The 13,789-nt window shown below is 69.8% G+C and carries 9 protein-coding genes; 1 reads left to right on the top strand and 8 read right to left on the bottom strand.

Annotation, left to right across the window (positions count from 1 at the left end):
• Positions 1–359 precede the first annotated feature (359 nt).
• Together leuE and SH922_RS24800 are read right to left on the bottom strand one after the other, a co-directional pair.
• Positions 360–1,028, bottom strand: coding sequence for a leucine efflux protein LeuE (leuE, locus tag SH922_RS24805; protein ID WP_393060046.1), 669 nt, complete (start codon positions 1,026–1,028; stop codon positions 360–362).
• Between the two features lie 92 nt (positions 1,029–1,120).
• Positions 1,121–2,701, bottom strand: coding sequence for a methylmalonyl-CoA mutase (locus tag SH922_RS24800; RefSeq protein ID WP_393060045.1), 1,581 nt, complete (start codon positions 2,699–2,701; stop codon positions 1,121–1,123).
• Positions 2,702–2,929: 228 nt separating this feature from the next.
• On the opposite strand from SH922_RS24800, the gene SH922_RS24795 reads away from it, so the two are divergent.
• Positions 2,930–3,868, top strand: coding sequence for a L,D-transpeptidase family protein (locus SH922_RS24795; RefSeq protein ID WP_393060044.1), 939 nt, complete (start codon positions 2,930–2,932; stop codon positions 3,866–3,868).
• Between the two features lie 181 nt (positions 3,869–4,049).
• On the opposite strand, the gene SH922_RS24790 is transcribed toward SH922_RS24795, so the two are convergent.
• From SH922_RS24790 to SH922_RS24765, 6 genes are all read right to left on the bottom strand, one after another.
• Positions 4,050–4,361 (bottom strand): hypothetical protein, encoded by a 312-nt coding sequence (locus SH922_RS24790; RefSeq protein WP_393060043.1) that lies wholly within the window; start codon positions 4,359–4,361, stop codon positions 4,050–4,052.
• A gap of 319 nt (positions 4,362–4,680) precedes the next feature.
• On the bottom strand, positions 4,681–5,292 hold the full coding sequence (locus tag SH922_RS24785) for a hypothetical protein (protein ID WP_393060042.1): 612 nt from the start codon (positions 5,290–5,292) through the stop codon (positions 4,681–4,683).
• Complete coding sequence (locus tag SH922_RS24780) at positions 5,292–6,125, bottom strand: RNA polymerase sigma factor (RefSeq protein ID WP_393063681.1); 834 nt, start codon at positions 6,123–6,125, stop codon at positions 5,292–5,294. The genes SH922_RS24785 and SH922_RS24780 overlap by 1 nt, the downstream gene beginning before the upstream one ends.
• A gap of 1,503 nt (positions 6,126–7,628) precedes the next feature.
• Positions 7,629–8,399: a hypothetical protein gene (locus SH922_RS24775; protein WP_393060041.1), complete on the bottom strand. Its 771-nt coding sequence runs from the start codon at positions 8,397–8,399 to the stop codon at positions 7,629–7,631.
• Between the two features lie 269 nt (positions 8,400–8,668).
• Positions 8,669–9,031 carry a hypothetical protein gene (locus SH922_RS24770; RefSeq protein WP_393060040.1) on the bottom strand — a complete coding sequence of 121 codons (363 nt, stop codon included), beginning with the start codon at positions 9,029–9,031 and terminating at the stop codon, positions 8,669–8,671.
• Positions 9,028–13,788 carry a putative T7SS-secreted protein gene (locus SH922_RS24765; RefSeq protein WP_393060039.1) on the bottom strand — a complete coding sequence of 1,587 codons (4,761 nt, stop codon included), beginning with the start codon at positions 13,786–13,788 and terminating at the stop codon, positions 9,028–9,030. Before SH922_RS24765 ends, SH922_RS24770 begins: the two co-directional genes overlap by 4 nt.
• Position 13,789: the final 1 nt, after the last annotated feature.

Raw genomic sequence — 13,789 nt, 5'->3', positions numbered from 1 at the left:
CAGTGCTCATCGTCGCCAACCACATGCTCATGGGCGCGCGTACCGGCTCCCTCGCTTCGGCCTTCGTCCGAGCTCCGGTACGACGGGCTCGCCCGCGGCCTGGGCCCGCGCCACAGCGGCGGCTCTGGAAACGGAGGCCGACCGGATCGCTGCACTGCTGGCCGGCCGAACGGTGCCCGCGCGGCCGCCCGTACCGCAACCGGGCGACCACCCACCGACTGCCCTGTCGGTCGATCTGGAGGTGTGGATGACAAGCCTCGGCCACCAGTTCGCCCGGATCGAGGCCTCCGTGACGCCACCGTCCCGCTCGGGAGCCATTGGACTGCCCGGGCAGGGCGACCGGGAGTCCTGAGGCCCGGTCAGACGCTGCTGAGCGAGAGCTTCGCCGCGAACCCGAGGAACAGCACGCCCGCCGCCGAAGTCGCTCCCGCCGAGAGCCGCTTGCGGCGGCGGAACACGGCGGACAGCCGGGTGCCGCCGAAGATCAGCATCGACAGGTACAGGAAGCTGGCGATCTGGAGCAGTGTGCCCAGCAGCAGGAAGGAGAGCGCCGGGTAGGCGTACCCCGGGTCGACGAACTGCACGAAGAACGAGATCAGGAACAGGATCGCCTTCGGGTTGAAGAGGCTGACCACCAGCGCCCGCCGGTACGGCCGCTCCATGGTGCCCGCGGTCCCGGCCCCGTCCGCCGCCTCGCCCGTGAGCTCGGCCACCCGGCGGTGCCGCTCACGCCACATCGACACCGCGGCCCGCAGCATCCCGATCGCCAGCCAGGTCAGATAGCCCGCACCGGCGAACTTCACCACGGCGAAGAGCACGGGCGTCGTCTGCAGCAGGGACGAGGCCCCGAGCGCGGACAACGTCATCAGCACCGTGTCCCCGGTCCACACCCCGGCCGCGGCCACATAGCCGGTCCGTACCCCGCGCCGGGCGGCGACGGACAGCACGTACAGCGAATTCGGCCCCGGCAGCAGAACGATGAGCACGAGGCCGGCGAGATAGGTCGGAAGGTCGGTGACACCCAGCATGAAACGGAGTCTCGCACGGGGGTACGACACGCCGGAAGCGGGGGTTTGGGGCGGCGCTCCCTCAGCCTTGGTGCCGGACCCGTGAAGACGCCTCAGAACGCGTCCGTCGGCACGTACGTCCCCCACACGTCCCGCAGCGCGTTGCAGACCTCGCCCACCGTGGCGCGGGCCCGCAGCGCGTCCTTCATCGGGTAGAGCACGTTGTCCGTGCCCCCGGCCGCCTTGCGCAGGGCCGCCAGGGCCGCGTCCACCGCGCCCTGGTCTCGTTCGGCGCGGAGCTTCGCCAGCCGGGCCGCCTGCTGGGCCTCGATCGCCGGGTCGACGCGGAGCGGCTCGTACGGCTCCTCCTCGTCGAGCTGGAAGCGGTTGACGCCGACGACGACCCGCTCGGCGCTGTCCGTCTCCAGGGCGATGCGGTAGGCGCTGCGCTCGATCTCGTTCTTCTGGAAGCCGTGCTCGATCGCGTGGACGGCGCCGCCCATGTCCTCGATCCTGAGCATCAGTTCCACGGCCGCGGCCTCGACGTCGTCGGTCATCTTCTCGACGACGTAGCTGCCCGCGAACGGGTCGACGGTGGCCGTCACGTCCGTCTCGTACGCCAGGACCTGCTGGGTGCGCAGGGCGAGGCGGGCGGACTTGTCGGTGGGAAGGGCGATCGCCTCGTCGAAGGAGTTGGTGTGCAGGGACTGGGTGCCGCCCAGGACCGCGGCCAGGCCCTGTACCGCGACGCGTACCAGGTTGACCTCGGGCTGCTGCGCGGTGAGCTGCACGCCGGCGGTCTGGGTGTGGAAGCGGAGCATCAGCGACTTCGGGTTCTCGGCGCCGAACTCCTCCTTCATCACCTTCGCCCAGATCCGCCGGGCTGCGCGGAACTTGGCGACCTCCTCCAGGATCGTCGTACGCGAGACGAAGAAGAAGGAGAGCCGCGGGGCGAAGTCGTCGACGTCCATGCCGGCCGCGACGGCGGTACGGACGTACTCGATGCCGTCCGCGAGCGTGAAGGCGATCTCCTGCGCGGGCGAGGCCCCGGCCTCCGCCATGTGGTAGCCGGAGATCGAGATGGTGTTCCATTTCGGGATCTCGGCCCGGCAGTACTTGAAGATGTCGGCGATCAGCCGCAGGGAGGGCTGGGGCGGGAAGATGTACGTACCGCGGGCGATGTACTCCTTGAGCACGTCGTTCTGGATGGTGCCCGTGAGCTGCCGCGCCGGGACGCCCTGCTCCTCGCCGACCAGCTGGTACATGAGCAGGAGCAGCGCGGCGGGGGCGTTGATCGTCATGGACGTGGAGACCTCGCCCAGCGGGATCCCGTCGAACAGCACGCGCATGTCATCGATGGAGTCGATCGCCACCCCGACCTTGCCCACCTCGCCGGACGCGATCTCCGCGTCGGAGTCGTGGCCCATCTGGGTGGGCAGGTCGAAGGCGACGGAGAGGCCCGTCGTGCCGTTGGCGATCAGCTGCTTGTAGCGGGCGTTGGACTCGGTGGCCGTACCGAAGCCGGCGTACTGGCGCATCGTCCACGGGCGCCCGGTGTACATGGACGGGTACACGCCGCGCGTGAAGGGGTAGGTGCCCGGCTCACCCAGCTTCTCGTCGGGGTCCCATCCGTCGAGCGTGTCCGGTCCGTAGACCGGCTCGATCGGCAGTCCCGATTCCGACTCGCGCGTCATCTGCTGTGCCTCCCGCTGAAGCTACTCACTGGTAACCAATGGCTCTCGCGACGGACTGTAGCGGCGGGTGCCCAACCGTTGGAGGGGACAGGGCTGGGACCTTGCTCACAGCCCTGATGCCTGACATCCTCCGGTCCTCGGTGCCGCTTTCCCCATCATGCGCAGGATTCGGCAACCGGGCAGAGCGGGAATCCGTCCCATGAGATACCGCAGATTCAGGGGGCCGAGATGATACGCAGCAGAAGGACCGGGCGCGGCCACGCACGCAGAGGCGGCCGGGGAGCCGGTGCGGCATCCGCCGTCGCCGTACTGGCACTGGTCGCCGTGACCGCCGGATGCAAGGCGGAGCCGGCCGGCGGCGCTTCAGCCGCACCGTCGGCGAGCAGCTCACCCACCGACGACGCCAAGCCCGGCACGAACGGGTCGGAATCCGCCACCCCGTCCGCGAGCGCGAAGCCGAGCGCACCGCCGAAGGCCACGCCCAAGCCCACACCCCCGTCCACACCATCGTCCACGCCGTCGGCCGATCCGCAGGCCAAGGTGCTGATGGCGAGCGGCGCGCAGGGCAAGCAGGTCCGCGAGCTCCAGGCGCGGCTGCGTCAGATCGGCCACTTCGACCGCAGCCCCACGGGCTACTACGGCTCTGTCACGGTCGCCTCCGTGCAGTCGTTCCAGGGCAAGCGCGGGCTGTCCCGTACGGGGAGGACGGACACGCTCACCTGGCAGAAGCTGCTCGGTATGACGCACGCGCCGACGGCCGCCGAGCTGAACCCGCCGACCACCCGCCCGGCCGCGAAGCCGGACAAGCGGTGCATGACGGGCCGGGTGATCTGCATCAGCAAGAACAGCAGGACGCTGTCCTGGATGATCGACGGCAACGTCGTCTCGTCGATGGACGTGCGGTTCGGCTCGCAGTACACACCGACCCGCGAAGGGACCTTCTCCGTCTACTGGAAGTCCCGGCACCACGTGTCGTCGATCTATCACACGGCCATGCCGTACGCGATGTTCTTCAGCGGCGGCCAGGCGGTGCACTACTCGTCGGACTTCGCGGCCCGCGGGTACAACGGCGCCTCGCACGGCTGCGTCAACGTCCGGGACGAGGGGAAGATCGCGTCACTGTTCGCCCAGGTCCGCAACGGCGACAAGGTCGTCATCTACTGGTGAGGTCGTGGATGAGGGGCGCGGGCGGGACCGGGGGAACGTGTCCCGCCCGCGCCATTGCGCCGAGCCGTAGGTACGGGGGGAACCCCGGCTCCGGGCGCTGCCGATGACCAGTCGGCTCACTCAGTACTGCGCCAACAGGCCGAAAAACGTCACACCCGGTGGTGGGGGCCGGTGAGGAACGTCAGTGCGCCACGCGGGAGAGCGCCGGCGCCGGGGAGTACGAGGACCCGGAGCCCGGGGCGAGGGAGGCGGCCGGGGGCTTCGGGGAAGCGGTGGAGAACCTGATCGAGGGCAGAGTGCCCGAGCCGCCGCCGGACGAGCCGTCGCTGCCGGCCGGGTCGTCGTCGCTGTCGCTGCCACTCTGGCCGTCGCCGCTCGTACCGTCGCCGCCCGTACCGTTGCCGCCCGTACCTTCGGCGCTCGTTCCGTCGGTGCTCGTTCCGTCGAGCATCCGGTCGCAGAACCGGTCGAGGTTGCGAGCTCCCTTGGCCAACGCTTCGAGGCGGCTTCTGCGCTCGTCGTCGAGTGTGCCGTCGCGGTAGGCGCGGCAGGCCTTCAGGGTCTTGGCGTACCAGGTGAGCGTCTTGCCGCCGGTGTCGCCGGACGTCCCGTCGCCGGCCTGGCCGTCCTGGCTGCTCCGGCCCTGCGTCGCGTCGGCACCGTCCGACGGGGTGTCCCCGGCGCCACCGGACCGGTTGTCGCCGGTGCCGTCGCCGCCGGAGCCCTCGTCCGTGGTGCGGCCGTCGCCGTCGGGGCGGCCGCTCTCCGGGCCGCCGGTCCCGTCGGCGCCGGGCTCGCCCGGCGTCGCGGTCTCACCGCCGGGGAGATCCGGGCGACGGTGCGGAGGATTCGTCGTCGGCGGTGAGGCCGGAGCCCAGCTCCTCGGGGGACGCTGCGGCCGACACCGAGGTGGCCGGTGTGGGCGCGTGCCGGCTGAAGGGGCCGGGCAGCATCCCGGTCCCGGCGGCCACGGCCACCCCGCCGATCGCACAGCACGCGAGGGAGGCGACCAGACCGAAGCGGATCGGCCGGCTCCAGCGCATCGGGCGGGGGCCGCGGGAACCCGCGGCTCCGGACGCCGTGCCGGAACCGGCCGAGCGTATGTGTACGGGCGCGAGCATTCCGGACTCGGACTCGGCGGAGCCGTCCGTCCCGGTCCGGGCAGCGCGCACCGTATCCGCGGGGGCGGACACGGCGGTGGCAGGGGCGACGGAACGGCGGGCGGCACGGAAGGCGGCCAGCGCGGCGGCCTCACCGGGCAGTTCACCGGCAGCGGGGCGGCCGGTGCGGGCCGCGGCATCCAGAACGGCCGCGAGCCTTTCGGCGTCCTGTCGGATCCGGCCGTCGGCGGGGTCGACCGGTTCGCCGCGGAGCATTTTCTCCGCCGCTTCCTTGTCAAGCCATTCGCACTGCTCGTCGGCCATCACATGTCCTTCTGCGTCCACGGACGCGAATGCGTCACACCGGCGGGCGCCACCAGACCGCTGCGGGAGGGGCGTTGCGCGGGAACGGCGCCGAGTTCCACCGTCCGGCCCGCCCCGTTGCCCTGCGGGGACTGCGCCGGGGCCGTACCATCGGCCGACCCCCTGGGCGCGCCCACCCCTCCGGCCGGTCCGTCACCGCGCGGACTGCTCGCTTCCGCAGGACCGGCCGCCCGCAGACCGCCTTCGCCGCCCGGGTGCCCGGCACCGTCCGCGGCGTCCGCACCATCCGTCCGCAGCAGTTCGGCGAGCCGCTTCAGCCCGCGGTGCGCGGCGGTGCGGACCGCACCGGGCCGCTTGCCCAGCGTCTGCGCCGCGCTCTTCGCGTCGAGTCCGACCACCACGCGCAGCACCACGGCCTCGGCCTGGTCCTGCGGCAGCTGGGCGATGAGCGACATGGTGCGGCCGGTGGCCAGCGCCTCGATCGCCTCGTCGGCCGTGTCGGACGCGGCCGGCTTCTCGGACAGTTCCGTCTCGTCGCCGCCGATGGCGGGCCGCCGGCCCCGCATCCGCAGATGGTCCAGGGCGCGGTTACGGGCTATGCGCGCCGCCCAGCCCCGGAACCGGTCGGCGTCACCACTGAACCGGTCGAGGTCCCTGGCTATCTGCAGCCACGACTCGGACGCCACGTCCTCGGCGTCCGGCTCCCCCACCAGCGTTCGTATGTAGCCCAGCAGCCGCGGCTGCACAGCGCGGTACACAGTACGGAAGGCGTCCTCGTCCCCGTCCTGTGCCGCGAGCACCGCGGCAGTAAGCCCCGCGTCGTCCCCCAGCACTCCCTCAACCCTGCCCTGCTGTCCTGAATCGCAGCTGGTCATCGCTGCCGCGCCACCCTGCGCGACTCAGCACGCTACGTCCTTCGCGGGCATCACGTCCATGACTTGTACAACCCGCAACATTCTTCGGACACCGCGCGGTGTGACAGAAAACGCAGTCGCGGCGCTGAGATGAGTACGGGGTCGTCCTGCGGCCCCGCGGAAGACGACCGGGGCCTCTCCTGTGGGGGGTGGCGGCCCCGGTCGTCCTCCATTTCCCCCGCTCCGGCCATGTCACGCCCAGGGCGTGCGGCCTCCGCACGCCCCGCGCGCAGCCGAAGGGCCGGGCGAGGCCTGAACGCGCCTTACGGCGCTTCGGGCTCATCATTCGCGACAGAGGCAAGGATTACGCCCCTCTTCAGGGATTCCACCCCATTCCCGGACAATTTAACCTTGGCGCTGTAGGGCGGATGCAGGGAGTCCACAATTTTTTCGTAGCACTTGATCCAGTCGAGGCTCAGGAGGACTGGATCGCCTGTTGCGTCACCAGTTGGGCAAGTCCTGAAATGCCGGCCAGTGCGCACCACGCCGCCTACGCAGCGGACTACGCACGTGGCGGTCGCAGCATCTCCAGCCTCTACTGAGTAGATCTGGAGCTCCCCAGAAATACCGTCACCCATGTCCGTGATCCTCCGGGAAGTCGAAGCGCGGCGCGATGACCGGAGGTCCGCCCGTCACACTCGCGGTCCCTCACCGTCCATGGTGATTCTCACCGAGGTTGCTCCTCAACGGATCTGCACAGCCGTAGTCGTACAACCGCGCTTGACGGAAATCCCGCCCTCTACGACATCGGGGCGGTGCTGCCGCCATAGCCGCTTCAGCGGGCGTGGTCATCCGCGACGTCACTGCCATCATCCGCCTGCGCGAAGGCTTGACGCCGGCCCAGTGCGGGTCCCTACTGGCCCTGACCGGGCGAGGCCCGAACGCGCCTTACGGCGTTCCTGGCGTGATGACTCCAGTGCGCTGCCCCTGAAGCGGCCCCCGCAGACTGGGCACCCGTTGCGGTACGAGTGAGCGCGTGAGCGCTCGAGACTGTCGGAGAACAAGGGAACAACAGTGGTCATTTCGATCACCCGGAACTTCGCACCACAGGCTGGGTGCGAGGTGCCGTAAGGCTCTCCGACAACGGCCCCGGCGAAGTCCTCTTCGGTCGCCACCCCGGCCGCCACCCGCCTGTCGAGGGACGGCAGGCCGGTTCGGTCGCTCCAGTGCAGGTAGTGGCGGTGCAACGGCCAGCCGGGACGTGGGCGAAATATGATCCGGCGCATTCGGGGGTGGTCCGCGAGCAGGCGGCCCTCCTGCTCGTCGAAGCCGGCGATCGGCTCGTCGGCCGTGATCGGTTCTCCTGCGGAGAAGTAATGCGTGTCCCGCTTACGAAAGGCCGCTGTCAGCCTGCCCACGGATTCCTCTCGGTCATGTGAGGGATCAGGACTTCGCTCGCTCCGGGCAGGGCAGGGCAGTGGTTCACGGCTTCTGCGGGGGCGGCACGTCTGCGTAGTCCTCGACCAGTCCAGCGATGAGCGCGAGCAGGGCGTCGGCCCGATGGCGGTCATCCTGTTGGTTGCGCAGGGCATCGTCGGCGGCCCGGAGCCGGGCCAAGGCGGCCGGTTCGCGGTCCATCACGTCGTCGATCACCGGCTCGGTGATCAGGTCCAGGCACTCTGTGAGCAGCCGACGCGTGGTGTCGGACGGCGGGGCGGGATCGGGGTCGGCGAACCAAGTGGTCAAGTACCGGACCGGGTCGGTCAGATTCCAGCCGACGACGCTGCCGTGCTGGACGAGGAGCGCCATGTCCGGGGCGATGCCGATGCAGGCCTCCAGCGGTTCGTCCAGGACGTCGAGGTCGCGCAAACAGATCAGCATGGCGTCCCCCGGAGCGCGGCACAGCACTGTGCACGTCTCATGCCGGAAGTCCCGGACCTCGTCCGCACGGAGCCCGCCCGGGCGTACGGCAGGCATGGCGGGAAGGCGAGTAGAGGTCTCGGCGACGGCGGACATGTACGGCATCTGGAGTTCGACCCCGACCAGTTTCCGGCTGTCCGGGGCGAACCGGAAGACATCGGGCGTGTCCCACAACCAGTGTTGGCTACCGAAGGTGTCCGCAACGAACCGCTCACGCTCCTTCCCGTCCGCGTAGTGCATGACGCACACAGCGTCGCCTGAAAAGCGGGGGGCGATGTGCAGCGGCTCGTCCGTCACCACCGCGCGCCAGCCATCATCCATAGTGATTCTCACCGAGATTGCTCCTCATCGAATATGCACAGCCGGGTCGCGCAACCGCGCTTGGCGGGAATCCCACCCTTGACGGAATCGGGGCAGCGCTGGCTGCATGGTCGCTTCGGCGGGCATGGTCATCAGCGACGGCACTGACACCAGAAGCAGGGCGGCGGGAGGAGCGAGATCGCCCCGTCCCGCTTCATGCGTGATGGCACCGGACAGCCTGGTCGCAGTCGCCAAGCACGTTGCCAACCGCAGGGAAGGGGAAGTGCCTCCTATTGGAATTCCTATTGGAATAGGAGGCGATCGCGTACCCAAAGATGGGGCGTCACCTGAATCTCCATGACCCCCACGCACTCGCCCGTATGGAAGTCGATGGACATGTGTTTGGTCGATTGCCCTGAGGCGAAGGAAAGGCGCGTTGCGCTTTCACGGAAGAAATCCAGCATCTCGACCCCCCGATCGTTCACCCAACGGATCCTCACTGACCTCGCCGGGGCATCATAAGAAAAGATGATGGATTGTCCTGAATCATCCCGCAGGGTGAGAACCCGTGCGCCGCTTTCATCCGACTCCGGCCATTCGCCGGTGGCCTCGTAGACCTCTTCGTCGTCGGGGGTGAGGAACTCTCGGTACATGTCCGCCTTCACTTTTCACTGTACGGCGGCCAGTGGTCCAGGCTGCCGTGAATGCTGACATTCGGGCCACTACCGCGGAAGATAACTGTGGAGAGTCTATGTTCGCCGCCCGGCAGAATCTGCCAGGTACTCTCGACGCCAAGTGCTCCGTGCGGGCCGTAGAGGACAGATTCGGTCACGCCGAAATCACCGCTTCCGCCGGGCCACTCCTTGCTAAATGTACGCCCGAACGGCTGTTGGGCAGTATGGGCCAGATGATCGGTGACGTACTGCCGCATCTGTGGAGTGTCCGGTATTCCGATCCGGTGGAGCTGCAGTTCGTTCTGGAGTGCCCTCGGCGAGTTATGTGAGTCCGGTTTGATGTCCTTGTTGAACAGGTAATCGAGCTTTCGGGGATCGACCTCCGCGTTTCCTCCCTTCTCTTGACACGGAGAAAGGCCAAGCGGGTCCGACCAGGTGTGCGGATTGTGGACGTAGGCGGCCGGGTTGGGCGCGGGAGCGAGACCGAGCGGATCCGGGGTGAGATAGCGGGCCGTGGTGGGGTCATAGTGCCGGAAGAAGTTGTAATGGAGGCTGGTTTCGGGGTCGTGGTATTGGCCGGGAAAGCGGAGGGGCATGTAGGCAGTGCTGCTCCGGTTCCAGGCGGTGGTGCCCCAGAGGGTGGAGCGGGAGCGCCAGGCGATGTGTCCGGTCTCGTCGATGAGTTCGGTGGGGGTGCCGATGAGGTCGGTGGCGATGGCGAAGAAGCGGCGGTCGATCTCTGCCTGGCGGTCGTCGGCCGTGAGGATGCGTTCGGTCTGGGCCAGGGGTGCGTGGCCGCGGTGGTCCCAGGTGAGGGCGACCGTGTTCGGGGAGTCCGGCCGGTGGCTGGTCTGTTCGCACAGGGTCAGGCCGTCCCAGGTGAACCGGACCTCCTCGGCCACGCTTCCGTCGGTGGCCGAGAGGCGCTGTTTCGCGGTGCGGCGGCCGAGCGGGTCGTAGCGGTAGCGCCACCGTGTGCCGTCGGGGGTGATGACGGAGGTGAGGCGGTTCTCCGTGTCCCATGTGTAGTGCCAGGTGTCGGGCTTGCGGGACAGGCGGGTCTTCTGGCGCAGGGTGACCCGGCCGAGGGCGTCGTGCTCGAAGCGGACGTTCCCGGCACGGGTGATCGTGGTACCGGTGTAGGCGCGCGGTCCGGTGGCCTCGCTGCCGGGGTGGCCGGACGGCCAGGATGCCGAGGTCTGGTTGCCGGCGTCGTCGTAGGTGTAGCGCTCCGTCCAGTCCTTGGCGTGGACGGCGGTGACGCGGCCCGCCGGGTCGAGGTCGAAGGTGCGGGTGCCCGACTTCCGGTCGGCGACGGAGGTCAGGTTGCCGTCGGCGCGGTAGGAGTAGGCGCGGCTGTTGACAGCCCGGGTCCCGGCGGTGATGTGCTGGACGGCGAGCCGTCCGGCCTCGTCCCACGCCGACGTCATGGTGAGCCCGTCACCGAAGGCGCGGGTGAGCTCCCGGCCGACGGCGTCGTGCGTGAAGTCGATCCGGTGATCGCCGCTGGTCAGGCGCTCGGGCCTGCCGTCGGCACCGTAGGCGTAGGAGGTGACGTGACCGGTGGGTGTGGTGCGCCGGGTGCGGCGGCCCAGGGCGTCGTAGGAATAGGAGACGGGACGGCCGTCGACCAGCTCGGTCTTGACCTTTCCCCGGCGGTCGTACTGGTACCGGAGTTCGCTGTCCGGCCCGGCCGCCTCCTGGAGGCGTCCCGCTCTGTCGTAGAGGTACGTCGTCACATGGCCGTCGACGTCCTTGCTGACTACCTGGCCGAGCTGGTCGCGTTCGAACGAGATGGTCCCGCCGAGCGTGTCGGTGCGGGCGGCGAGCCGGCCCACGGCGTCCACCCGGTAGCTGAGGGTGCGCCCGTCGAAGTCGGTCTCGGAGACGATGTTGCCGGCCGCGTCGTACGCGTAACTCCATTCCAGTCCCTGTGGGTTGGTGACGCGGGTGAGGCGCAGTTCGTTGTCGTGCTCGAACTCGTGGCGGACGCCGTCGGGTCCGGTGCGGGCGAGGGGCAGATCGAAGTGGGTGTACTCGGAGCGGGTGACGCCACCGGATGCGTCGGTGTGGGTCAGCCGGTTGCCCTCGCCGTCGTACGTCCATGACTCCGTGGCGCCGTCCGGCCCGGTGCGCCGGGCGAGTTGGCCGTCGGCGTGCCACTCCAGGCGGGTGACGCCGCCGACCGGATCGGTGACGCGGACCGGTCTGCCGAGGGCGTCCCGCTCCGTGCGGGTGACGACGCCGGTCGGGCCGGTCACCTCCACGGCCAGGCCCGCCGCGTCGCACACCACGTGGGTCGTGGCGCCGAGGGCGTCGGTGACCGAGGTGATCCGGCCGGCCCGGTCGTAGGTGTAGCGGGTGGTGGAGCCGGCCGGGTCGGTGGCCGCCGTGCGGTTGCCGCGTTCGTCGAACTCGTGGAGCATGCGGCTGCCGTCCGGCCCGACGACCTCCACGGGCAGGCCGAACGGGCCGCGGACCGTGCGTAGTTCGCCGCCGTCGGGGGCGGTGGTGGAGACGAGTCGGCCGTCTTCGTCGTAGGCATAGGCGGTGCGCAGACCCAGCGCATCGGTGCGGGCCAGGAGGTTGCCGCATGGGTCGTAGGTGAACCGGGTGGTGTGGCCGAGCGGGTCGGTGACGGCCAGCCGACGGCAGCCGGGGCCGAACAGATGGTGTGTGGCGTGGCCTTCGGCGGTGGTGAGCGTGGTGGAGCGGTGGCCCGTCTCGGGGTCGGGTTCGGTGTAGGTCAGGGTGATCTGGACGTGGCCGGCCTGGCCGCCTTCGGCTATGACGCGGTCGTGGTCGTCGTAGGCGTAGTCGTAGCGGCTGTTGTTGGAGTCGATCCAGGCTGTGACGCGGCGGCGGTCGTCGTAGACGAAGGTGGTCGTGGCGCCCGACGGCTTGCTGACGGTGGTGAGGTCGCCGCCGTCGTACCCGTAGCTCATCAGGGGCAGGTCCGTGCCGGCCTCGCCCGCACCGGCCAGGGACAGAGCGGTGATCCGGCCGTCCTCGGTGGTCAGATTCACGTGGTGGCCCGCCGAGTGGACCAGGGCCAGCGGCAGGCCGCCCTCGTCGCGGTCGACGCTGATCCTGTGGCCGTTGCGGTCGGTCACCTCCGACAGCCAGGCGGTTCCGTCACCCCCCGGTTCGCTGCCCGGCGGGGCGTCGAAGTCGAGGACCAGGCCGCTGTCGGGGTCGGTGACCGTGTAGTCGCCGTTGGCGTCGCGGGCCAGCAGGGTGCGGGCCCTGTCCGTCTCCGGCGTGGTGGGCGCTCCCGGGGCCGGGTGCGGGTAGCGGATCAGGAGCCCGTCGGCGGTGATGTGGATAATGCCGACGGCGTCGATCTGCAGACGTTCGTCGGCGGTGGAGGTCCAGGAGGGCCCCAGGAAGCGGCCGGCCGTGCAACCGGACTCGGTGCGGCGGGTGAAGAGCAGCGGCAGGATGCCGGGGACCGTGACGTCGGTCTGCGGGAGGTACATCCGGCCGGTGGCGAGGTCCACCGGGTCGGTGTCGTCGGATATTCGCTCGCCGTCGGGCCGGCTGTGGGTGCCTTCCGGGGCGTCGTCGACGAACCTGCGCAGCCGCGCGGCCTCGGCGGCCTCGTCGGCGACGCGCACGCCCTTCACCGCGGCGCCGCCGCCACCGGTGGCGATGGTCAGCGCGATGTCGGGGATCAGCCGGCCGAATCCCTCGGCCGGGTCCTTCATGAAGTCCTTGACCATCGTGGTGCCGGTGCCGACCGGGTCGTTGGCGGCAACCACCAGACCGGCGGCAAGGCTGTTGAGGGAGGTGACGTACTCGGCCGGATGCGTCAGGTTGTACGGGTCCATCGGGTTGACGCTGCGGACGAAGTTGAGCATGCCCGCCGTGGCCTTGATGATGCCGCCGTCCACATGCATGCCCATGACCTGCAGTTCCTCGGCCCCGTCGCGCAACTGCTCGGTGTACGAGGGCTTCTGCGGAGCCATGTCGCGGGCGGCACACACCGCCGTGCGCGCGGTCTGCGCCGCCGAGTTCCGCTGCTCGCGGGCCGCGGCGAGGAGGTCCTGCGCGTCCTGCATCAGCTTCTTGCCGGGGTCCACGAACGTCGACGCGGGCCGGGGAGGCAGAGAGGACGGGTCACGCTTGTCGGAGGGCTGGGCGTTGTAGCGGTCGACCGCGCTGTTGAAGTCGTCGACCTTCTTGCGGTGGGCGTCCGCGGCGTCCTCGGAGGCCTTGACGCCCTCCTTCCACTTGTCGATCGCCGTCTGCGCCTGCCCCTGCGCCCAGGTGACGGTGTCGGCGAACGCGTCGAGAGCCCCGATCGCCTTCGCGCTCGCATCGGCGGCGGCGTACCACTTGGGCGGCTGGGTGCCCACCGCGGTGCGCAACGCGTCGGCCGTCTCGCCCTTGAGCTGCCCGGAGTCCAGGCCCTTGAGACCGTCGCCGGTGCCGTCGAAGGCCGACTGGAAGCCGCGGAGCTTCGTGACGGTGGCGTTGAGCTTGCTGGGGCTGCCGTAGATCAGCTTGGTCTTGTCCTCGGTCTGCCCGAGGTCCATCTCGTCGACCTCCGCGCCCATCCGGTTGGCAACCGAACGGGACTGCTCGCGCACCCAGTCCGCACCGGAATCCCAGCCGACGTCCTCCAGCCGGTCGGCGGTCCAGTTCCCGGCGTCCTCGACCCGGTCACCGGCCCACTCGACGCCGTCCTCGATCACGTCCTCGACCGAGTCGGGCGTGATGTCGCTCAGGAAGTCGCCTATACCCACG

Origin of the sequence: Streptomyces sp. LN549 (assembly GCF_043203805.1) — a bacterium.
Lineage (GTDB): Bacteria > Actinomycetota > Actinomycetes > Streptomycetales > Streptomycetaceae > Streptomyces.
Note: the sequence above shows the minus strand (reverse complement) of the source record. Positions and strands in the feature narration are given on the sequence as shown.